Annotated in this window: 19 protein-coding genes and 1 tRNA gene; 10 read left to right on the top strand and 10 right to left on the bottom strand. The window is 64.7% G+C overall.

Annotated elements, in window-relative coordinates; all coding sequences use genetic code 11:
• Positions 1–62 precede the first annotated feature (62 nt).
• Positions 63–902 carry an alpha/beta fold hydrolase gene (locus AC5Y6X_RS12970; protein ID WP_226057897.1) on the top strand — a complete coding sequence of 280 codons (840 nt, stop codon included), beginning with the start codon at positions 63–65 and terminating at the stop codon, positions 900–902.
• Here AC5Y6X_RS12970 and AC5Y6X_RS12965 read toward each other — a convergent pair.
• Complete coding sequence (locus tag AC5Y6X_RS12965; RefSeq protein ID WP_042911385.1) at positions 899–1,468, bottom strand: TetR/AcrR family transcriptional regulator; 570 nt, start codon at positions 1,466–1,468, stop codon at positions 899–901. The two genes, AC5Y6X_RS12970 and AC5Y6X_RS12965, sit on opposite strands and share 4 nt — an antisense overlap.
• A gap of 142 nt (positions 1,469–1,610) precedes the next feature.
• On the opposite strand from AC5Y6X_RS12965, the gene AC5Y6X_RS12960 reads away from it, so the two are divergent.
• The 4 genes from AC5Y6X_RS12960 (at position 1,611) to AC5Y6X_RS12945 (ending at position 5,425) form a co-directional block, all read left to right on the top strand.
• Entirely contained in the window at positions 1,611–2,582 is a 972-nt protein-coding gene (locus tag AC5Y6X_RS12960; protein ID WP_226057896.1) for a metal-dependent hydrolase, read from the top strand.
• Positions 2,579–3,751 (top strand): Rv3169 family protein, encoded by a 1,173-nt coding sequence (locus AC5Y6X_RS12955; RefSeq protein ID WP_226057895.1) that lies wholly within the window; start codon positions 2,579–2,581, stop codon positions 3,749–3,751. The genes AC5Y6X_RS12960 and AC5Y6X_RS12955 overlap by 4 nt, the downstream gene beginning before the upstream one ends.
• On the top strand, positions 3,748–5,007 hold the full coding sequence (locus AC5Y6X_RS12950; protein WP_054585831.1) for a cytochrome P450: 1,260 nt from the start codon (positions 3,748–3,750) through the stop codon (positions 5,005–5,007). The genes AC5Y6X_RS12955 and AC5Y6X_RS12950 overlap by 4 nt, the downstream gene beginning before the upstream one ends.
• A gap of 73 nt (positions 5,008–5,080) precedes the next feature.
• Complete coding sequence (locus AC5Y6X_RS12945) at positions 5,081–5,425, top strand: hypothetical protein (RefSeq protein ID WP_042911384.1); 345 nt, start codon at positions 5,081–5,083, stop codon at positions 5,423–5,425.
• Positions 5,426–5,470: 45 nt separating this feature from the next.
• Here the strand turns inward: AC5Y6X_RS12945 and AC5Y6X_RS12940 are convergent, their stop codons facing one another.
• The 4 genes from AC5Y6X_RS12940 to AC5Y6X_RS12925 all read right to left on the bottom strand — a co-directional run bounded on the left by AC5Y6X_RS12940 (position 5,471) and on the right by AC5Y6X_RS12925 (position 11,048).
• Complete coding sequence (locus AC5Y6X_RS12940; RefSeq protein WP_042911382.1) at positions 5,471–6,874, bottom strand: tyrosine-type recombinase/integrase; 1,404 nt, start codon at positions 6,872–6,874, stop codon at positions 5,471–5,473.
• Between the two features lie 78 nt (positions 6,875–6,952).
• Entirely contained in the window at positions 6,953–7,687 is a 735-nt protein-coding gene (locus tag AC5Y6X_RS12935) for a recombinase family protein (RefSeq protein WP_042911381.1), read from the bottom strand.
• Complete coding sequence (locus tag AC5Y6X_RS12930) at positions 7,684–7,941, bottom strand: hypothetical protein (RefSeq protein WP_042911380.1); 258 nt, start codon at positions 7,939–7,941, stop codon at positions 7,684–7,686. The genes AC5Y6X_RS12935 and AC5Y6X_RS12930 overlap by 4 nt, the downstream gene beginning before the upstream one ends.
• 947 nt (positions 7,942–8,888) lie before the next feature.
• Positions 8,889–11,048 (bottom strand): AAA family ATPase, encoded by a 2,160-nt coding sequence (locus AC5Y6X_RS12925; RefSeq protein WP_072501266.1) that lies wholly within the window; start codon positions 11,046–11,048, stop codon positions 8,889–8,891.
• 1,564 nt (positions 11,049–12,612) lie between these two features.
• On the opposite strand from AC5Y6X_RS12925, the gene AC5Y6X_RS12920 reads away from it, so the two are divergent.
• Together AC5Y6X_RS12920 and AC5Y6X_RS12915 are read left to right on the top strand one after the other, a co-directional pair.
• Positions 12,613–13,341, top strand: a complete 729-nt coding sequence (locus tag AC5Y6X_RS12920) for a hypothetical protein (RefSeq protein WP_054585833.1) — start codon at positions 12,613–12,615, stop codon at positions 13,339–13,341.
• 59 nt (positions 13,342–13,400) lie between these two features.
• On the top strand, positions 13,401–14,057 hold the full coding sequence (locus tag AC5Y6X_RS12915) for a hypothetical protein (protein ID WP_141681816.1): 657 nt from the start codon (positions 13,401–13,403) through the stop codon (positions 14,055–14,057).
• Between the two features lie 104 nt (positions 14,058–14,161).
• Here AC5Y6X_RS12915 and AC5Y6X_RS12910 read toward each other — a convergent pair whose 3' ends face one another.
• The 5 genes from AC5Y6X_RS12910 to AC5Y6X_RS12890 form a co-directional block, all read right to left on the bottom strand.
• On the bottom strand, positions 14,162–14,638 hold the full coding sequence (locus tag AC5Y6X_RS12910; protein ID WP_226057894.1) for a tyrosine-type recombinase/integrase: 477 nt from the start codon (positions 14,636–14,638) through the stop codon (positions 14,162–14,164).
• A gap of 229 nt (positions 14,639–14,867) precedes the next feature.
• Positions 14,868–14,941 (bottom strand) — tRNA-Ile (locus AC5Y6X_RS12905).
• A 54-nt stretch (positions 14,942–14,995) separates the two neighbouring features.
• The gene (locus tag AC5Y6X_RS12900; RefSeq protein WP_499986802.1) at positions 14,996–15,823 is read right to left on the bottom strand and encodes a carboxymuconolactone decarboxylase family protein; all 828 of its coding nucleotides are present in this window, start codon (positions 15,821–15,823) and stop codon (positions 14,996–14,998) included.
• A gap of 153 nt (positions 15,824–15,976) precedes the next feature.
• Complete coding sequence (locus AC5Y6X_RS12895; RefSeq protein WP_499986801.1) at positions 15,977–17,350, bottom strand: metallopeptidase TldD-related protein; 1,374 nt, start codon at positions 17,348–17,350, stop codon at positions 15,977–15,979.
• Complete coding sequence (locus tag AC5Y6X_RS12890) at positions 17,347–18,864, bottom strand: TldD/PmbA family protein (RefSeq protein ID WP_499986800.1); 1,518 nt, start codon at positions 18,862–18,864, stop codon at positions 17,347–17,349. The genes AC5Y6X_RS12895 and AC5Y6X_RS12890 overlap by 4 nt, the downstream gene beginning before the upstream one ends.
• Positions 18,865–18,909: 45 nt before the next feature.
• Between AC5Y6X_RS12890 and AC5Y6X_RS12885 the strand changes: the two genes are divergently transcribed.
• From AC5Y6X_RS12885 to AC5Y6X_RS12875, 3 genes are read left to right on the top strand one after another with little or no spacing between them, the layout of a single operon-like run.
• Positions 18,910–19,782 carry a carbohydrate ABC transporter permease gene (locus tag AC5Y6X_RS12885; protein ID WP_499986799.1) on the top strand — a complete coding sequence of 291 codons (873 nt, stop codon included), beginning with the start codon at positions 18,910–18,912 and terminating at the stop codon, positions 19,780–19,782.
• Positions 19,769–20,593 (top strand): carbohydrate ABC transporter permease, encoded by an 825-nt coding sequence (locus AC5Y6X_RS12880; protein ID WP_499986797.1) that lies wholly within the window; start codon positions 19,769–19,771, stop codon positions 20,591–20,593. The genes AC5Y6X_RS12885 and AC5Y6X_RS12880 overlap by 14 nt, the downstream gene beginning before the upstream one ends.
• Positions 20,590–21,933, top strand: a complete 1,344-nt coding sequence (locus tag AC5Y6X_RS12875) for an extracellular solute-binding protein (RefSeq protein ID WP_499986796.1) — start codon at positions 20,590–20,592, stop codon at positions 21,931–21,933. The genes AC5Y6X_RS12880 and AC5Y6X_RS12875 overlap by 4 nt, the downstream gene beginning before the upstream one ends.
• Position 21,934 lies beyond the last annotated feature (1 nt).

Genomic DNA, 21,934 nt, shown 5'->3' with positions numbered 1-21,934 from the left:
ACCCCGAATGTAAAAGAAGGCAAGTTTACGTCTGTGGGTGTCAGTGTAATATGCTCCCGCAGGTGACCCGACCCCAACCACTCACGTTCGGCGATATCGAGGACGCGAGCTTACCCCTTGCGATGCTTGTTCACGGCTTCCCGGACACGCCAAGCACCTGGCGACACCTTGGCCCCTTTCTCGCCGCGCGCGGATACCGGGTGGTGGCGCCATGGCTGCCCGGATACGACGCCCCGGTGTCGAAACCCGTCAGCGTAGGGACGTACGTACGCCATCTCCTCGAGGTCCGTCGGATGTACCGGGCAAATGAGCGGGCGGTACTCATCGGTCACGACTGGGGTGCGAACGCCGGATACGGAGTCATCGCCACCGCCCCTGCGGCGTTCAGCCGCTTCGTCGCGCTGGCGGTTCCCCCGATCGCCGCTCTTGGGACGGGCATGTTCACCTATGCCCAGATCAAGCGGTCGTTCTACATCTGGCTTATCCAGCAAGTCGGACTCGCCGAGGCCGCGCTAATCGCGCCCGGCTTTTGGGAAGGGCTGTGGGCGGACTGGTCGCCGGGGTACGACTCGCGCGGCGACGTGGCTGAGCTGCGTCGATACGTGACGGAGGACAACATTGCCAGCGTGATCTGTCCCTACCGTGCGTCCTTCAACACACGATTCGCGGATCCGGAGGCGCACACCGAAGCGTCAGCGTCGATGCGGCCGCCACCCGTGCCGACTCTGTACCTGCACGGCGCCAACGACGGCGCGATCGGTTCTGATCTTCTCGGTGATCTCGCCGCCCATTTACCCGCCTCCGGATCGGCATTCGAAATCTTCGACGGTGTGGGTCATTTCCTACATCTTGAGCAGCCCGAGCTGGTCGCGGCCAGGGTCGCCGGCTGGCTCGAGGGTTAGCCTGCTGCCACGGCGGACCGTGGCAGCCGCCTTCGAGTCGGGTCGAGGCCAGCAGCATGACGCAGCTCAGCCAGGAACTGATCTGGACTGCCGCCGCCAATCATGTAGTGGCAGACTGCGATTCGCACGACTGCCGCAGCCGCGACGTCTCCTTTGTCGCCGGGGATGAGGCGGGTAATGCGCTCGTGCATGATGGGCAGCACGCGCTTCATCTGGTACAGCACGTGGTCGGGTTCCGTGTCGGCCAGCGAGCCCAGTGAATACGAGCTTTGGAAATCCACGATGAACTGCAGGGCGGCATCCAGTCGGTCGGCGCCGCTCAAGCCCGCCACCGCGGCGGCAATACCCGCGTCGAAATTGTCCTGCTCATAGAGGCCGAACGCCTCGAGGAGCCCTTCCTTCGAGCCGAAGTACCGGTACAGCGTCGGGCGCGAGACCTTGGCTTCGGCGGCGACGTCTGACAGCTGCAACTTGCGGCGTCCGTCGCGGGCCAGCACGACGAACGTCGCCGCAAGGATCCGTCGTCTCGTCGACGGCTCGACATCTGTGACCGGACGAGAAACCACTATCGATTCCTTTACATATCAGCAGTCGAATGTCACACTAGCACTATCGGTTTATCCTCGCTGTGCAAATTGCTTATGAGACATCGCGCATGCCAATGTTAAGGCCCGGGACGCCGCGATCGCGACATCCAGCGGCGGGCGCATGGGCGCGTCGATCGGGAGGTGGCGACCACTGACGAAACTCGTGGTTCGCAAGATTCCGTGGGAATTCGACGCGACCGTGCCGTTCATGTGGCAGCCTGCCAACCCGAACTTCGGCCTGTTCTGCAATGCCTTCACATTCATTGCCGTGCCCTTCGAGCGCTACATCGTCGCTGCGGTCCGAAAAGCACATGACCGCCTGAACGAGGACCCCGATGTCGCCGCCGAAGCCGAGGCGTTCCTGCGGCAGGAGGCACAACACGCGGCGGCGCATCGCAAGCACATGCTGGCTCTCGTGGCACGTTACCCCGACCTGGAACGCGTGTACGAGGATGCTTGCAACGCCTATGACGAACTCATCGATGAGCAGCCCGTAGAATTCCACGCGGCCTACATCGCCAATCTCGAGGCGACATTCACGCCGCTCTTCAAAGTCATTCTCGACAACCGTGATTCATTGTTCGGTGGTGGAGACCGGCGCGTCGCCTCACTGATGATGTGGCACTTCGTCGAGGAGATCGAGCACCGCAGTTCTGGGCTCACCTTGTGCCGGCACATCAACCCTGATCCGTGGTATCGCGTCAAGCAGGTCCGCCGCACCTTCCGCCACATCGGCGCGCTGTCCGCGCGTGTGGCCAGGACCTTTGACGAAACCATTCCGTTCGAGGACCGCGGTGCCTCGGCACAGGAATTGATGTCAAACTCGCCGCTGCTCAGTGAGTTTAAATACCGCATCCCGGGCGGCAACCGTCGGCGTGCGCGGCGCAGCGGGCCGTCCTCGTTGTTCCATGCCGTGCCAACACGTCAGTTGACAAACATGGTATGGCGGCTGGTGCTGTCGCAGACGCCCAACCATGATCCGGCCGATCAGCCACTTCCAGGATGGGTCGATACCTGGATACGTGAATACGAACGGGGCACTGACATGACATCGTTCTTCGGCGCCGCGCCCTCAGACATCGAAGAAAGGTGACCGCGTTGCTGTCAACGAACTACGGCGGTTTGGTCCCCGAGGACGAACTCCTCACCCATCAGATCGTGGACACGTTTGCCACGGTTAGCCAGTCGGATCCGTCGTGGACCGAAAAGATCTGGACGATCGCGCATGCGCGAGACAACTCTCTGCAGGTAGTGCTCGGGATCGGCAAGTACACCAATCGCGGCGTGTTCGATGGGGCTGCCGGCGTGTGCCGTGGCACGGAGCAGTGGACCGTTCGGGCAGGGCGGCGGTTGTCGTCGGACCCGGCAGGCACCCACGTGGGGCCGATTCACTACCGCGTCGAGGAGCCCCTGCGCTCAGTGCGAGTAAGCCTCGATAGCACCGAGCACGCCCCCATCGCGTTCGACGTGGTGATGCGAGGCAGTTTCGATGCGGCGCTGGAAGATCCATGGCCGGATCGGAGCCCGGACGGGTATCGCGTCACCCACAATGTGTTGCGCTACCACCAGATCGGCGTTGCGTCCGGCTGGGTGGAGGTCGAAGGCGTCAGAACCGAGATCGACGCCAACAAATGGGTCTCGATCCGGGACCACTCATGGGGACTCCGGCCGGGCGTTGGCAAGCCGATACCGGGCTTGCCGCGTGGCGGCCGGAAAATCAAGCAGATGTTTATGACCTGGCTGCCCATGACACTAACGCGCTCCGATGGTTCGGCTTACTCCCTGTTCGTCTTTTATCAAGAGGAGCGCGGGGACGGATTCACCGAGATACGTTGCCAGGCAGAGCAGCAGAACGAGGATGGCACCTGTCAGCGGTTTGCGTCCGTTGAGCAGGACCTGCACTTTCAAGACGACAATCGTCGTTTCACCCACGGAACGATCACCCTGATCGACACCGACGGTACCAAGCGACCGTTGACTATCACCGCCGCTGGCCCCACCGGCTTTCACCTCGGAACCGCCGGATACTACGGCTGGAATGACTGGGTGCTCGGCCAATGGGTGGGCGACCTCAAAGTGGAAGGCAGCCACGTGACCGACTGCGATCACCCAAAGAACGCTCGCGAGTTACACCAGCTCAGGGATCTGCTTGTGCGGGTGGAGGATTCCGTCGGCGGGGGTATCGGGCTGGGCAACGCCGAGACCTTCGCGCTGGGCGCCGTTCCTGAGCGTGGTTTGAGCGCGGAGAACTCGTTCCTGTGACCGGAAAGCCGACGGCCGCTCGTGCGGGTCAATCAGACAACGCTGCGGCCCGCGTAGATCCGGCCGAGTTCTTCGGTTCCGATACTCTTCAGGATCCCTATCCGGTTTATGACCGCATGCGTGCTGAGGCGCCGGTGCACCGCATCGGTGATTCGGAGTTCTATGCCGTCTGCGGCTGGGATGCGGTGATCGACGCTGTCAATCGGGTGGAGGATTTTTCTTCCAACCTCACTGCGACCATGGTGTATCACGATGACGGTTCGGTTGCCGCGTTCTGCATGGGCGAGCCCGGGGCCGAAATGCACGCGCTGGCCACTGCCGACGATCCAGTGCATGCCATGCACCGCAAAATTTTGCTACCGCACTTGTCCGCCAAGCGCGTTCGCATCATCGAAGGGTTCGCCGCCCAGACCGCCGACCGCTTATGGGATGAAAATCTGCGCGACGGACACATCGAGTGGATGAGTGCCATGGCGAACCGGCTTCCCATGATGGTGGTCGCCAGGCTGCTGGGTTTGCCCGATGACGATGTCGACAATCTCATTCGGCTTGGCTACGCCACCACCACGCTGCTCGACGGGATCGTAACTCCGGCCCAGCTCGAGGCGGCCGGGGCTGCGGCGTTCGAATTGTCCAGTTACGTCATGGAACATTTCGATAAAGCGACCGAGAACCCGCAACCCGGTCTCATCAGCGACTTGGCCGCGCGCTTTGCCTCCGGCGAACTGGCGCAGACCGCGGCGCTCGGGATGATGCTCACGCTGTTCAGCGCAGCCGGCGAATCGACTGCCTCGCTATTGGGCAGCGCGGCATGGATTCTCACTGATCGCCCCGAGATTCAACAGCAGGTTCGTGAGAATCCCGAATTGCTGGGTGTTTTCATCGAAGAGGCGCTGCGGTATGAACCACCGTTTCGAGGCCACTACCGCCACGTATGGCGCGACACCACACTCGGCGGAGTCCAGGTGCCGGCGAACGCGCATCTCCTGCTGATGTGGGGAGCAGCCAACCGCGATCCGGTGCAGTTCGAGGCGCCAAACGAAATCCGCCTTGACCGCAGTAGCGGCAAAACCCATGTGACATTCGGTAAAGGCGTTCATTTCTGTGTAGGAGCCGCGTTGGCACGTCTTGAGGCTCAAATCGTGTTCCGGATGCTGCTGCGGCGCACCACCTGGATCGAAGCGGTCAATGTCGGACCGTGGCTGCCCAGCATCCTGGTGCGTCGACGGGAAAGCTTGGAGCTGGCGATCGAATGACGACCGATGGATTCCTGATGGACGCCCCAAAAGGAGTGGCTTCCCACGGAATTCGGCTCGGAATCGCGTCGTCATGAAGCTGGGGCGGGGCGTGCGCCGCAGGCAGCATCCGGCGGGCCGGGCCGCCCGGGCGCTGCTGGTGTCGGGCGCCATTATCCCGACGATCCTGGCGTCCGCGTTGATTGCCGCAATGATGTTCTGGGCACTTCCCTCCGGCGCCGCCCTGAACGAACGACATGTGCTGTTACTCAATGTCGTTACCGCCTGCATCTACTCCGCGATCTCGATTCCGAGCGCGATCGTCTGGGGCTACCTCTGGCTGACGATCCCCGCTAGTGCCGACGAAGGCATCGAAGGGCGCACAATCCTTGCCCGACGACACCGCTCTGACTGCTGCGCCCGGCCCAGTGCAAGGTGACAATCGTGGATTTCGTGTGCCGCGAGTCGACGCTATCGACCAATGTTAGGTGGCTGTCCGCTCGAACAGGCTCACAACGTTGCTTGGCGTCTCAGCAACCTTGGCCTTGGCGGTGGCTGGTTCTGGCAGCGGGTTCCCCGCACCGCCATCCTCTTCCGGAATCCAGTCGCCGTACACATCGAGCGTGAGCGTGTAAGTGCTGTGCCCCAACCACTTCGACACCTGCATGAAATGAACGCCCGAGGACAGCCACAACGTTGCCGCCGTATGCCGGAGGTCGTGGAGCCGCACACCCTGCACGGCGGGTGCATCTTTCGCGGCGGGTCGGCTCGCCGGTAGCCCCACCGCCTCCAAGGCAGGTCGCAGCAGGTTCTTGTAGAACGCGCCGGGGTCCACCGGCTCCGAGTAGTCCAACGGCGCAACCGCCCGACACCCCCGCCGTCGCGCACCACCGAGCGCACGGTTCGGCCACAAAGGCGCGTAGCGGTCGTAGTCGGGCGAGTTTGGGTTGCCGGATGGGTGTTCGGTGAGCAGGTACTTCTCCATCCGCGCGGCCAGCCACCCCGGTAACGGGACCGTGCGCCGGGAATTCTCGCTCTTGAGGGTGTCCGAAACCCACACGCCGCCTTTGCGCTTCTTGGCGCGGTCGATCTCAATGCGCGCCCGCACGCCGTCCGGCCCCGGCGTGAAGACGAGATCGCCAACCTCCAACCCGGCAATCTCCTCGGCGCGCGGGCCGGTGTACGCCACGAACAACGTCATCAACTCGTACACCGGGTACCGCTCGCCGACGCTCGCTGACACGGCCGCGACTTCGACGGCTTTTAGTGGGTGGTGCCGCTTGTTGCGGCGTTTGGCGCTGTTACCCGAGTAGTCCACCCCGTCAACGGGGTTCGACGTAATGGCTTTGTGCCGTTGTGCATAGACGAAAACGGCGCGAAGCGTCGACCAATGGTGCTTGAGCGTGGCCGGCGACATACCCCGCGCTACGAGCGCCGCCAAGAACTGCTCGCAGTGAGCCGGGGTGATCGACGCGATTGCCTTGCCGCCGAACTCCGGCAGCGCATACACCGCTAGGCGGCCTTGATAGCCGTCGACTGTATCCGCCTTCACCTTGCCGCTGGCGGCCTTGACTCTCTGTGACTCGACCCAGGCACGGGCGTAGTGCCCGAATGGCAACTCCCCCGCTCTCTTTGCGTCAGCCAGAACACCGGTACCGCTGGTGTGTTTGGCGGCGTTGAGCTCGTCCCGGCGCGCCTCAGCGGCTTCGCGGGTTAGGTAGCTTTCCTGCCGCGAGCGCGTCCGCTTTGGACCGTCCGGATGGTCTGGGTTCGCCGGCACCGGTAGGCCGAACTGGTCGCGCACCGGCTCGCGCCAAACCACCTCATAGCGCTTTACCGTCTTGCCTTTACGCTTCTGCGTCGTGTCGTAGCTGCGGATGTACGCCATGTCACGACTTCCTTTACGGGGAGTTGGGCTGCACGAAGCTGCAGACGATGCCGCGCAGAATGTTGCCTATCGGGCGCCTCATGCGGCGGTGTTCTGTCTGCTCGTGCGGGCCAAGATGCGCGCGACCACGGGACTGGTCCACCCTCCGCCACGCTTGGTCGGGTGACCTTCAGCGGCGAGCACGCGCGCGATCTCACGCGTTGACGCGCCCTGCTCTGCCAGGGCTCTCATCCGAGCCAGGGCCGCTTGCTCGGCGGATTCGGCCACCAGTGCGCCGTGCGGGTTCTCGGGGTTCGGCTTGTCGACCCGCCAACCGTATGGGGGCGAGCCTGTGGCGTGCCCGCCCTTCGCAGCCTTGGCATTTCGGCCGTCACGGAGCCGCTTAGCGATGAGTCGGCGATCCAATTCGTGGAAAACTCCTCGCATTTGGCGCATGGCCGTCCGCATGGGATCGTCCGGATCATCGCGGGGGACCTCCTGCGGCGGCACGGACGTAAACACCGCGCACGACTCTTTGCCCCAGACCTCCGCCAGCACGGCCTCTTGCACGCTCACCGCGCGGGCAAGCCTGTCGAGGTCGCGCACGATCAGCCCATTGGCTTTGCCGTCGCGGACGATCGTCAGGGCGTCGAGTAGGCCGGGGCGCTTGGCAGCGTCGAGGGCACCGCTCTTGCCCTCGTCGACGCTCCAGGTGACAATCTTCGCGTCCAGCGACTTGGCGGCCTTGCGGATAGCCTCGCGCTGGACATCGAGCCCATATCCCTTGTCAGCTTGCTCGATGGTCGAGACTCGCAGATAGGCAACCAGTTTCATGACCGCGCCGCCTGTTGCTCGGCGTGTTCGACGTGCCAGGCGTAAGTCGCGAGGTACTCCATGATGTTCTCGTAGTCGGCTTCGGCCAGCACCGTGTTTTCCTCGCCTGCAACGACTTTCCACATGCCGTTGTCGCGGATGAGCGTTATCGCGGCATAGTCGCTTAGCGGCGCGGGAAGTCGGCGAAGGCCCAGTGACTCGAAGGGTGGGCCGCCGTGAGCGAGCCAATCGGCTGGGTATTGGACGTTTTCCACATCGTTCCTCTCGTCCGCGTGTCGGCCGCAGGTTCGCGACCAGGTAGGCCGCTGAACCTTTAGGTTGCGCGGCGCCCTTACCGGAGCCTACGCCAGATAGCACATCTTGATAATCGGTCTATCTGTGGCTTTATCTTCCATAGCAAATTCTCCTCGGAGTTGGACCCCGATTTGCGGGTGTGCGCCTGACTCCTACCGCAGGCGGCTCCCCCGGCGCCTTCGACGGACCTTGCTGTTTCGCAGCCAAGACGCCCGCATTAGCGCGGCCGCTTCGTCTTGGTTAAGCGACCTCGGTAGAGGTCGTACCGGGGCCGTAGGTGTTGCCGATTCGTCGACGGGTGGTTCTGGCCGGTCGGTATGTTCGGCAGCGTCTACGGGGCCGCTAGGCCGGTACGCGTGCGCCTCCCGCGGCGGTGTGGCTGCTGGCGGCTCAGGCTCCAGGTAGTGGCCGTCAATAATTCCCAAAGCCACGAGGAGTCGTTCACCCCACGGCGCGGGTAGGCCACGGCCGTCGCGCAAGGCGCCTGCACGGTCCATGGCATCAATCAGCGCATTCGCGATGTAGTTAGTCATGGCGGCCTGCCTTTCGGCTGCTTTAGCCCGTACTTGCGGCGCCATGCCGCCGTGCACACGACAAACCGTCGTGCCCCGCATTGCCCAAGCCCCGCAGGGCTTTCCGTCGCGCTGCCGATGCGCCCTACAGCGATTCGTGTAGCGCAGGCGACCTTCATACCCCAAACCTTTACTCATAGGTCACAAAAGTCCTCTACTAATAGGTTTTTTTCTTCGATCTTCCGCCAGGGGGGGCAACCGAACCCGTACCTATAGGCGTGGGGCGGGTACGGGTTCGATTCCGTACCCCGCCCGGCCTAGGCCGCCGCGAGGGACAACCCGTACCCCTACCGGTACGGGTTGAAAGTTTGCTTCTAGCAGATAGTTTTCACCGATCATTCGGCAACCCGTTCCGAACCCGTACCGTCGTCGGTATCTGTTGGCTTCGCCGCCTCCGAGCCGTCTTGAAGGTCTTCTCGCCGGAAACGCTTCCGACGCAGACTCTCGGCGTTCGGACCCAGGCCTACTCGGTCACGATTGACTGACCGGCCACCTTCGTCGGCGGTGCAATTCTTGATCACGACGCCACCGTTTATCTTCAAGCTCTGGAACGCTTCACGCCTCTTCGCATGGTTGCCGCCTACCAGTTTCAACACGCTCGTTTCGGTCAGCTCGAATGGGTGGTCCGCGACGACTTGCAGAATCGCGGTCATCGTGTCGTCGGCCCGCGCTCCTGGCGACTTCACGTCCATCGGTCGACATTCCCAGTCAACGCCAGTCCACGCGATCACGTCCGGGTCGCTCTTATCGCGATCTAATGTCCAATCCACCTCAAGGCGTTTCCCACCGCCTCGGCGCGTCCCGGTCTCGACCTGCAGCCAGTACTTGTCGTCGTCGAGATTCGGTGCGTCGCGGTGCTTCTGCAGGATCCACGAGTCGGCCCACTGCGCCATACCGGCTTGAGCGACGTTGTCTAGGTCCAGTCGCTCCGGTGCGGTCTTGTTGAAGTGGTCGCCGACAATCAGCGCCGCTTCGTCACCAATCAACGCCCGTAGGTTTGCGAGCATCGGCCCGCGCGCGTACAGGTTCGAGACCTCCACGTCGCTGGGATGGTAAGCGTACAGCGGATCCAGGATGACTAGCTTCGGTTGCAACGTGTCCAGGTGTCGCTTGACCGCTTCGGTGAACTCGCTATTGTCGAGCGCACCGACTCCGAACTCCGCGCCGAACGGCAAATCGCGCAGCGTTTCCGGGTCGATGTAGTAGCGCGCCGCGATTACCTGGTGTCGGTTCGCAAAGGTGCTGCGGCCGCCCTCACCCGCCAGATACAACACCGGCCCGGGCGAGGTGACGTGGTACTTCTCGAACAGCGACCTGCCCGCCGCGACCGCGACCGCAATTGTCTGTAGGGTCCACGTCTTCATCGACTTCTTGTCTCCCGCAAGCACCCCCGCCGACCGCTCGGGCCAGATTCCCCGCACCAGCCACCGCATCGGCTCCACCGGCTCGGCCAGCTCGCGGGCTGACACCAACCGGTAACGTCCGCCGCTGTCGTTGGCCGGCTCAGGTACGTCGTCGGGGGTCGTGTCGTTCAGCCTGATCGGCTCACCGTGGGCGGCCATATTCCGATCCATTGCGCGCGTCGCGTAGAACACGTCGGGTCGGCACACCCTAGCGGCCCATGCCACCATGCCGTCGAACTCAGCCGCGGCCTCATCTGCGCCGCCATTTCGATCTGGCCCTACGGCACCAATGAACTGGTCGCGCAGGAACACCAGAACCCCAGGCACTCCCGTCAACCCCGCTGCACCCATCTCCACCAGCCAGCGGATGTGTTCTTGCGAGCAGTCGTGCCGCGCAACGTGATTGGGATTGCGACAGCAGCCGCGAAGACCAGCCAGCGCGTAATCGAGCTGTTCCTGCACCAGAGGCCCGACCGGCCCTTCGGGCATCCCGTCCAGCCAGGCTTGCGCCTGTTCCTCGGTCGCTAGCGACGTGGGTCCGTCGCGGTAGCCCTGAATACACAACGGCAGCCACGCTTCCGGCAAATCTGGCCATGTATCAGGTGGAGGCGGTTCGTCCAAAGGCCTGTCGTCGGCGTCGAACCACCGCTCGGGGTTGCCGGTGTCGGGATTGATACCAGCGTTTACGTAACGGTGAGTTGGCGTAACCACATCTACACACGGCCCCAGGCCCTTCCGGAACTTCAGCCGCTGGGGCACGCGAAAGGGTCGCTTCTCGCTACCGTCTGTCCTGTTCCGCAGCTTCGGTCCAATTGGCAGTTCGCACCCCGCCCGCTGTGCAAGCTCGGCAATCGTCGCCGCACCAGTGCCAGCCGGCCACTCGCCCTTCGCGTAGTTGTCAACGTCGATAACGATCTGTCCGTCCTGCAAAACGAATGCGATGCCATCGTCGCCGCGCGCCCGCCGCCATTCTTCGATCTGCTCGTCGGACGGCGGCCGTGTGTTGTGATGCCCGGTAAAGCCATTCGGCGGCGGCGATTTCCGCCCTTGCGGCAACGGAATTGGTGCCGGATAGCCTTGCCGCAGATACACGGGCGCTAGGTCGCGGTAGTTAATGGATCTGTGGCCGTTCGTGTCTGAGCTGTCCCGCTTCGCCTTTCGGCGGTTGGTCGGCTCAGGTATCATCGGTAATGCCCTTCATTGGGTCGCCTGTTTCTTGCCATCTGATTCGGGTAGTCGCCCCCGGCCCGCCAAATCCGGGGGCGGCGATTTTATTGGACAGCACCAGACTTCGCTCGATACGTTCCGGTTTGCTTCCGCGACACGATCCAATCCAGGCCATCGCGCCTCGAGAAGAAATTGCAGTTTCCCAACCGCGTCGGAACGATCTCCCTGCGGAGCACCGCGTGCTTTATGCTTCGACGGGTTACCGGCAGGCCCTGCTCACAATGCAGGTACTCCCAGAGCTCATTTTCGGTGAGCACGGGCTTATCCATGTCATCCACGGACGCCTCCAAACATTCGGTCTCGCCTGCGATAAACGCTGACGGGACAACGTGACTCGGGAGGCGCAGCGCACAACCTGCAAGAGCGCAGGGGCGCGCAACACGAGCGGTCTACTGTCACCCGACCCCGGAAGGGCCGGTACTTAGACTTTACCCGAACCGCGCGCCGCCGCGCCCGTTTGTCGGGCGAACGCGGCGACGGCGGAAACGGGTCACCTTATGAGTTGTGCGACCACCTCCTTTTGGTTTCGACTGCGCCGGAACTTTTTTGGGCCGTCACCAGGGCGCCCACAAACTCAGCCGGACATTGATCAGACCGGCGTCGCTATCGTGGTACTGCAACATCTCGACTAATTTGTCCGTGAGCGCAGGGGTGTCTGCGTACGCACCCATCTTTGTAACGAGCCATAAACCGTTTACCTTGTTGGCGCTCAGGCTCCGCGGCGGTTCGTTGTGGTGGGCCCACTCAAACCTTTCACCCGGCCCGAGTCGGTAGGTACGCCGCTCGTTTAGTGCTGTCATGCTATTTCACCTCCTCTACTGTGTTGCAGGTAGCCCAAACCTCGCCCCGCCCAACAAAAAAGAGACCAGGAGCTCACCCTCATTAGGGTTAGCCTCTGGCCTCTTTGGACTCTGTGAGCGATCTGAAGTTTGGAGCCAAATCCCACTCTGGGCTCGGCAACGTCAATGTACATCGTTTCGGATTCGACCGCAAGGCAATACAATTCGACGGAATTTTGGGTCAGACCGGGCCACGAACGTCTATACATATAGAGAATCTAAGGAAGCATGCGCGCTGCCGGTGGCCCGGTTCGGGCCAAACAATGCTTGCGATCGCCGATTCCCGCGGCGGGAGCATCGGCACGGTGTGTTCGGCAATCCGCGGACTATGGCGCTAGGGACAGGGGACGTCATGACGAGAGGAGCTCTCGCGGGGCTCGAACAGCGCCTACAGAAGCACTTTGAGCACCGGCACCCGTGCCCGTCGATCTCCGCGGCCCAGCAGAAACTTGACGGGTTGTTCCCAAGCTGAAATACGCGGTTTGATTCCCGACATCGGCTTTACGTTTGAGCAGGGCTATGCACCCGGAACGCCCGACGCGCGGCAGCGGTCCCCTAGCGGTCCCGTACTCGGCTCTACTATCCCAGGCATGCCACTGAAGGTCTGGCTCGCCGGTGAGCAACTCGACCTCCAGCGCCTTGCTGCTCTTTTCTCAGATGGCGATGTGCGGGTCGTCCCAGACAATGACGAGGACGGTCGTTACTACCTGACAGCGGTGGGCCTCGACCAGGCACACGAGGTGAACCGCGTCTACCCCACAGTTCAACTTCTGCTCGGATGGATCAACGGCGCGGCGAAGGTGGAGATTCCGGACTTTCACGACGTGACGTACGCCGGGCGTTACACCACGGCTAACGGCGACCAAGTGATTCAACCCGCCGCAGCAGTTCTGCGGCTCCGAGTGGGTGTGACCGCTAGCGCGGAGGTGCGCGGCCCGGACGGCGCAGTGAAGCCATCACCGCAGCCACCCGCTGTAACTCGCGTCGCCCTCGCCGCGTCGAACGATCAAGTCGCCAAGGTGCTGACGCTAATGGCCGGCGACCGGAACTGGGATGACCTCTGGAAGGTGTACGAGACGATCCGCAAGGCGGTCGGCGGCACAAATGCTCTCGTGAATCAGCTCCAGTGGATAACCGAGGGTGACAAGAAAGCCTTCAGGGAATCAGCGAACAACCCCGACGTCAGCGGGGACGACGCGCGCCACGCGATCCCGACGAGTCCAACACCACCGACGCGAACGATGACGATCGATGAGGGCCGAGCCTTCATCAACGATCTCATCGCGAAGTGGACCGACTGGGTGATCGCAAACTCCTAACAGCTCAGTTCGGACGCATGGGGCCGGAGATGTCGGCCAGGCAGTGGACGATATGGCGCATGACAGGTGACGTGGATGAAGCGACCAACGCCCGTTTTCGCGCCGAGCTACGTAAGCAACTCGGGTTCCTTGGAAGAACCGCGAAGCTGTTTGACGAGGGGCACGAGGATGAGGGCGTTCGCCTGGCCGCCGTGATGCGGGTGCTTTTCCACGACACCTTTCATCCGAAGACTGGAAAGCCAAACAGCATCTCCCTGTTGACCCACCTCGGGATGCGGGAAAGCTGCACCATGCTCACCACACCCCCCACTCAGCTCGCGGACTGGAGGGATTTTCTAGCCGTGAAGATCGACCTAAATTCAGCAACGCCGAGCTCGCTCGTGCCGAGACTGGACCTCCAACTGATCGAAATCCCGTTTACGACTTGGTGGGATTCAGATTCGGTTAGAGCCAAGGCATCGGTCTCACGTCGGCGGCTCATAACGAACGCCGCCAACAAAGACGGCGGGGCCCACGTCGACCGCAAGCTAGAACGGTTCTACGAGGAACTGATGCACGCCAACTGGTCTTTAGGAATCACTGGCAACCTCACATATGACGGCCCGCCGCCATTCGAACAGGGCGTCACCCAGTACCCGAAGAATGCTCACCTGGCGCTGCTCCGGCAGTTCGCCTACGAGGTCCTTGCAACTGCCGAGCGATTCGGATGGTTCTGATAACGCTTAACCATGAAGCGCTACAACATTTCCCGCGTGCAACGGCTTCGGCGCCGCCAGCGCGCCCAGCGCCGCCATGTTGCCGGTGTGGTCGTCGGTGTTGATCAGGTGGCGTAGACGGTCAGCGTCGTCTCGACGTCGCGGTGCCCCATCAGCTCCGCGATGTCGATGGGCCGGATGCCGGCCGCGAGGCACAGGCTCGCGTAGGTGTGGCGTAAGGAATGGAACGACTGGTCAGGGTCTACGTTCGTGGTCGGCGTAAGCCTATTGGCCCGCAGCACCGCCGGTCGGTAGACGGCAATGTAGAACGTCGTGTGGCGGAGCGGCTGGTCCCAGTCGAGCACCAATCGCTTCTCGGCGTCTTCCACCGATAGGTCGGCCAGGGCGTTGGCCTGCCGCGGGGCGCGGGACTTCGCGGTGGTGCTCGGCGCAATCTCTTCCACACCCGTCGTGGCCGCTCCTGGCTCGCCGGGCGTCGCCCGCACTCCGGTAGGCCGGGGCCGGATGAGCACCATCGCGGGCCACAGCGGGGCGTCAGGTTCGTCCCGGTGCGGGTGTTCGGCGAGGTAGTCGCGCAGCAAGGCGGCGCAAGGTGCAACGGTCGTTGGACATTTCGATGGCGATCAGCACGCCTCCGTCCGTCGAGCGGGTCGACCGCTATGCCCGCTCACCCGGTCCGCGTGCCGCGAGGTTAGCTAGCGCTGCCGCGTATGGTAAGCACTCCGCCCAGTCGCCGGGGTGACGCCGGGGTGAGCGCCTTAACCGCGCCTCCCACGCGCGCACAAAGCTCTCTGACCAGGCAAAATACGGTGGGGCGGGCGGGGCTCGAACCCGCGACCAACGGATTATGAGTCCGCGGCTCTAACCAACTGAGCTACCGCCCCCGGCTGGCGCGGCACCCATGGTGCCATGCCGCCGCAACGCCGGCACCCGCCACGTCAGCTGAAGATCGTCTGACCATCGGCGTCGAGCAGGTAACGCTCGGTACCGGACTCGACGCGGGCGGCGTCGGCGCCCAGCGACACCGCGATCTTGTTGCTGGCATTCCGCATGACGTCGAACGTCAGCTCGACGGCCTGCTCCTCGGAAAACCGGGCGCGCACCTCGGCGGCGACGTCGGCGACGAGGTGCGCAGGCGTCCAAATTAACGCATCCGTATAGCGCAGCGCTGCCTTAGCGCGCTCGTCGAGCAACTTTGACGTCTCGTAGCACTCGACGTCGCCGTACAGAGTCTCCGAACCCCCGGCGTCCAGGGCGGTGGCCTCGCGCAGCGACTTGCACAGCCTGCAGTTGTGTTGCGCGGCGCCGCGCAGCCGGACCAGCTCGGAGGTGACGGGATCAAGCGCGCGCATCCGTGCCACCGCGGGTAGAAAGTCGTTGAACACCACATCGGAGGGATCGGTGGCGTGGTCCCACTCGACCGGCCCGCTCACCCAATCGAGATAGTCCGAGCCGACACCCAGAGCTTCCAACCCGGCCCGCGCCCGCGGAACGAAGTCGGCGATGTACATCTGCACCACCACGCTGAAAGCCCTGTCCCCCAATTGCTTCCACAGCAGCGACCGCTGCTCACCCGTGATCGCCGAGACGTCGACGCTGAACTGCTCGGCGAACTCGGCCACGACGGCCTCGGCCTCCGATTCGGGTTCGCCAACCTCGACGCAAGAGGGCAACGACGGCAACGACAGCGTCTGCGCGCACACCCGCCGGACCAGGCCGGTGATGCGCCCATCGCCCGGGGACAGAGCCACCAATCGCGTCAGCATCTCTCACACGCTAGAACCCGCCCAGCCGCTGGGCAATCGGCTGCGGCGCGCGGAGTCGACCGGCGCAGCCAAAGCCGCATTGAGCGTGAAACTGTTGCGAATCCGCCGCCGATTTTTCGCAACGGCTTCACGCTCGGCGAAAGCTGTCCGCGTCTACTGCGCCTGGCTCACCGACGACATGTGGAAGTCGGGGATGCGCAGCGACGGCATCGCCGCCCGGGTGGCCCAGTCGGCCCACTCGCGCGGCAGGGTCTTCTCACTGGCCCCGGCCTCGGTTGCCCGCCGCAGCAGGTCCAGTGGGCTCTCGTTGAACCGGAAGTTGTTGACGGCCGCGGTCACCTCGCCGTCTTCGATCAGGTACACGCCGTCGCGGGTCAGCCCCGTGAGCAACAGCGTCGTGGGGTCGACCACGCGCATGTACCACAGTGTGGTCAACAGCAGGCCGTGCTCGGTGCCGGCGATCATGTCGGCGAGCTCGGCCGACCCGCCGGTCATCACGAGGTTGTCGGCGGCGACGGCCACCTTGGCGTCGTACTTGGCGGCGATGGCCCGCGGATACGCCAGCGCGTTGATCACCCCGTCGAGGATCCAGTCCACCTGACCGATCTCCATTCCGTTGTCGAACACCGACACCGTCTCCGAGGAGCTGCTCGTCGCGACGAACGGGGTGCACGCCAGGCCCGGCGCCATCGGATCGGTGAACAGCGTCAGCGGCAGATCGGTGAGCCGCTCCCCGATCCGGGTCCCGCCGCTGGGGGCGGAGAACGCGGTGCGGCCCTCCTGCGCGCCGCGACCGGCCATCGACCACGCCAGGTAGATCATCATGTCGGCCACCGTCGACGGGGGCATGATCGTCTCGTACCGCCCCGCCGGCAGCTCGACGGTCCGCCGCGCCCAGCCCAGCCTCGTCGACAACTGCTCGAGAAGCAGATCGGTTGGGACGTCGACGAAATCGGGGGTGCCGACCCCCGCCCAGGCGCTGGCGTCGCCGCGTTTGGCGTTGATCTCCACCGCGCCGGCGGGCTGGGTGAAACGTCGGCGCAGCCCCGTCGACGACGCCAAGAATGTCGTCGAAACGCTGTGGTGCGCATAGCCATACAACCGGTCGCTGCCCTTGAACCCGCGGCTCAGCGACCCGGCGAGGTCGGCGAATATCTCCGGGCCGGTGCCGGGCGCCGGGGCATTCCAATCGCCGGGCACCCCGGTATCGGCGAGCAGCGGCGCGGCGTCGCCGGCCTCCGGCGCGGAGCGGGCCGCGTCCTGGGACGCCGCCACCAGCCCGGGGATCACCCGCGGGTCGACCTCGGCGGACACCATCGTGCCCACCCGCGCGCTAGTGCCTTCGCGCACAACCGAAATGACGGTCAGGCTGCGGCTGACCGAAACGCCGTTGGTGGTCATCGAATTGCCCGCCCAGCGCAACGTCGCCTCGACCCGGTCGGTGACGAGCACCATGGTTTCGTCGGCCCCGCCGTGTTTGGCCGCCTCGTCCAAGACGATGTTGACGACGTGCTGAGCAGAGATCATCGGCCGCCCTCGGTGCGCGTGTTGAGCACGTTTACGCCGCGGAACAACGCCGACGGGCAGCCGTGGCTGACCGCGGCGATCTGGCCGGGCTGGGCCTTGCCGCAGTTGAGCGCGCCGCCCAGTCGCCAGGTGGACGGGCCGCCGACGGCTTCCATGGAATTCCAGAATTCGGTGGTGGTGGCCTGGTACGCGACGTCGCGCAACTGGCCGTCGAGGCGGCCGTCGCGGATGCGGAAGAACCGCTGCCCGGTGAACTGAAAGTTGTAGCGCTGCATGTCGATCGACCACGACTTGTCGCCGACGATGTAGATGCCGTCCTCGACCCGGCCGATCAGGTCGGCGGTACCGATGTCGTCGGGGCCGGGCTGCAGGGACACGTTGGCCATCCGCTGGATCGGCACGTGGTGCGGTGAATCGGCATACGAGCAGCCGTTGGAGCGCGGCTGGCCCAGCCGCCGCGCGAACACCCGGTCGAGCTGGTAGCCGACCAACACCCCGTCGCGCACCAGATCCCAGCTTTGCGCGGCCACGCCCTCGTCGTCGTAACCGACAGTGGCCAAACCGAATTCGACGGTGCGGTCGGCGGTCACGTTCATCACCGGCGAGCCGTAGCGCAGGGTGCCCAGCTTGTCGGGAGTGGCAAACGAGGTGCCGGCGTAGGCGGCCTCGTAGCCGATCGCGCGGTCGTATTCGGTTGCGTGGCCGATGGACTCGTGAATGGTCAGCCACAGGTTGGTCGGGTCGATCACCAGATCCTTGCGGCCCGGGGTCACGCTGGGCGCCTTGACCTTCTCGGCCAGCAGCGACGGCAGCTGCGCGAGCTCGTCGGTCCAGTTCCACACGTCGTCGCCGGCCACCATCTCCCAGCCGCGGCCCACCGGCGGAGCCAGCGTGCGCATCGAGTCGAAGCTGCCCTCGGCGGCGTCGACGGTCACCGCCTCCAGCGTCGGCTGCAGCCGCACCCGCTGCTGGGTGATCGACGAGCCGAAGGCATCGGCGTAGAACGTCTGCTCCTTGACCGCCGTCAAACCGGCCGACACATGGTCGATGCCCTCGGCGTCCAGCAGTCGCCCGGAGTAGTCCTCGAGCACGGCGATCTTGTCGGCGGCGGGGATGTCGAACGGATCGATCCGGTAGTCCGACACGTAGCAGGCGTCGGCGTACACGGGCTCGGGCGCCAGCTCGACGCGCTCGCTGTTCAGCGTTGCCAGCGTGGTGGCCACGTGCACCGCGCGGCGCGCGGTCTCGGCGGCGACCGACGGCGCCAACTCGGCGTGCGAGGCGAATCCCCAGGTGCCGTCGACGATCACCCGCACCGCCAACCCGACCTCGCGGCTGATGACCGCGGTCTCCAGCTCGCCGTCGCGCAGTTGGATGATCTCGGTGCTGACGCGGTGAACCCGCAGGTCGGCATGGCTGGCTCCGGCCTTGGTGGCCGCCGACAGCGCGGCGTCGGCAAGTTGGTGGCGGGGCAGGTCCAGGAAGTCGGCATCGATCCCCCGGTTCGGTGTCACTAATCCAGCCTATGTCCACCGCAACCGCCCGGCTTTAATACACCCATGGCCGACGCGCCCCGCCGACCGATTGCGCTGGGTTACGCGCTGCTGGCGCCCAGCCTGTTCGGCGTGGTCGCGTTCCTGCTGCTGCCGATTCTCGTGGTGGTCTGGTTGAGCCTGTACCGATGGGACCTGCTGGGGCCGCTGCGCTATGTGGGCCTGGCCAACTGGCGCTCGGTGTTGACCGACGCCGGCTTCGGCAACTCGCTGATCGTCACGGCCGTGTTCGTGGCGATCGTGGTTCCGGCGCAGACGGCGCTCGGGCTGCTGGCCGCCTCGATGCTGGCCCGCCGGATGCCGGGCAGCGGGCTGTTTCGCACCCTGTACGTGCTGCCGTGGATCTGCGCGCCACTGGCTATCGCGGTGTTGTGGCGCTGGATCCTGGCCCCCACCGACGGCGCCGTCAGCACCGTGCTCGGCCACAGCATCGACTGGCTGACGGATCCCGGACTAGCGCTGCCGCTGGTTTCGGCCGTTGTCGTCTGGACCAACGTCGGCTACGTCTCGCTGTCCTTTCTCGCCGGCCTGCTGGCCATCCCGGCGGATATCCACGCCGCCGCGCGCACCGACGGCGCCACCGCCTGGCAGCGGTTCTGGCGCATCACTCTGCCCATGCTGCGGCCGACGATGTTCTTCGTCCTGGTGACCGGGATCGTCAGCACGGCACAGGTTTTCGACACCGTCTACGCGCTGACCGGCGGCGGGCCGGGTCTCAGCACCGACCTGGTCGCCCATCGCATCTACGCCGAGGCGTTCGGCTCGGCGGCCATCGGTCGAGCATCGGTCATGGCGGTGGTGCTGTTCGTCATCCTGGTCGGTGTGACCGTCGTTCAGCACCGGTACTTCCGTCGGCGGATCAGCTATGACCTCACCTAGTCGCGTCTCCAACACCGTGATCTACGCGGGCCTGACGCTGGGGGCGCTGATCACGTTGGCACCGTTCGCGCTTGGCCTGCTGACCTCGTTCACGTCGGCTCACCAGTTTGTGACCGGCACGCCGCTGCAGTGGCCGCGGCCGCCGACGCTGTCGAACTATGCCGACCTGGCCGGGGCGGGGTTCGGTCGGGCCGCGGCGGTGACCGCGTTGATGACGGCGGTGATCCTGGTGGGCCAGCTGACCTTTTCGGTGCTGGCCGCCTACGCGTTCGCGCGGCTGCGGTTTCCCGGGCGCGACGCGCTGTTCTGGGTCTACATCGCAACGCTGATGGTGCCGGGGACCGTCACGGTGGTTCCGATGTACCTCATGATGGCACAGCTGGGTCTGCGGAACACGTTCTGGGCGTTGGTGTTACCATTCATGTTCGGTTCGCCCTACGCGATTTTCCTGCTGCGCGAGCACTTTCGGATCATTCCGAACGACCTGATCAACGCCGCGCGCCTGGACGGCGCCAACACGCTGGACGTGATCGTGCACGTGGTGATCCCCTCCAGTCGCCCGGTGCTGGCCGCGCTGACGCTGATCACCGTGGTCTCGCAATGGAATAACTTCATGTGGCCGTTGGTGATCACCAGTGGCCACAAGTGGCGGGTGCTCACGGTGGCAACGGCGGATCTGCAGTCGCGGTTCAACTCCCAGTGGACCCTGGTCATGGCCGCGACCACCGTCGCGATCGCGCCGCTGATCATGCTCTTCGTGCTCTTCCAGCGCCACATCGTCGCGTCGATCGTCGTCTCGGGGCTCAAGTGAGACTCACGCGGCCGCGTTTCTCCACGCTGGTCACCGGGGCGGTCGTCCTCGTCGCGGTGCTGCTGGCCGCGACGGCGATGCTGTTGGATTACTCCGGCGAAACCCATGGCGGCAAGGTCGTTGTGACGGTGCGCATCTGGGCCGACCAGATTGCCTCGGCATACCGGCAATCGTTCGAGGCATTCACCCGCACGCACCCAAGTATCGAGGTGCACATCAACATGGTGGCCTACTCGACGTACTTCAACACCCTGCGCACCGACGTGGCCGGCGGCAGCGCCGACGACATCTTCTGGCTGTCCAACGCATACCTCGCCGGGTACGCCGACAGCGGCCGGTTGCTGAACATCGGCAAGGCGCTCGGCCCCGGCGCCGCCTCGGCGTGGGAACCCGCCGTCGTCGATCAGTTCACCCGCGACGGGGCGCTGTGGGGTGTGCCGCAGCTGACCGACGCCGGCATCGCCGTGTTCTACAACGCTGACCTGCTCGCGGCGGCCGGCGTCGACCCGGCCCAGCTGAACAGCCTGCAATGGAACCCCGACGGCGACGACACGCTGCGGCCGCTGCTGTCGCGACTCACCATCGACGCCGACGGACATGCCGCGGGCACTTCAGGTTTCGACGCCACACGGGTGCGTCAGTGGGGCTACAACGCGGCCAACGACGCCCAGGCCATCTATCTCAACTACATCGGGTCGGCCGGCGGCGCGTTCCAGCGCGGCGACGAGTTCGCGTTCGACAACCCCGCGGCGATCAAGGCCTTCCGCTACCTGGTCGGCCTGATCAACGTCGACCACGTCGCCCCGCCCGCCTCGGACACCAACGACAACGGCGACTTTTCCCGCAACCAGTTCCTTGCCGGCAGGATGGCGCTGTTCCAGTCCGGCACCTACAACCTGGCGCCGGTGGCCCGCGATGCCCGGTTCCGCTGGGGCGTGGCGATGCTGCCGGCCGGTCCCGCGGGCCGGGTCAGCGTGACCAATGGCATTGCCGCGGCGGGCAATGCGGCGACCAAGCACCCGGATGCGGTTCGCCAGGTGCTGGCCTGGATGGGCAGCCGCGAGGGCAACGCGTACCTGGGCCGTAGCGGCGCGGCCATTCCCGCGGTGCTGTCCGCGCAACCGGTCTACTTCGACTATTGGGCCGCCCGGGGCGTCGACGTCAAACCCTTCTTCTCCGTCCTGGACGGGCCGCGCATTCCGGCGCCGGGCGGCGCGGGCTTCGCCGCCGGCGACACCGCCCTGCAAAGCTATTTCGACGAAATGTTCCTGGGCCGAGGCGATGTCGCCGACATCCTGCGACGGGCGCAACAGGCGGCCAACGCCGCCGCGCGCCGATAGC

The organism is Mycobacterium sp. NGS26, assembly GCF_059813025.1.
The sequence above is the reverse complement of the archived record's forward strand: the minus strand, read 5'-3'. Positions and strand labels throughout refer to the sequence as shown.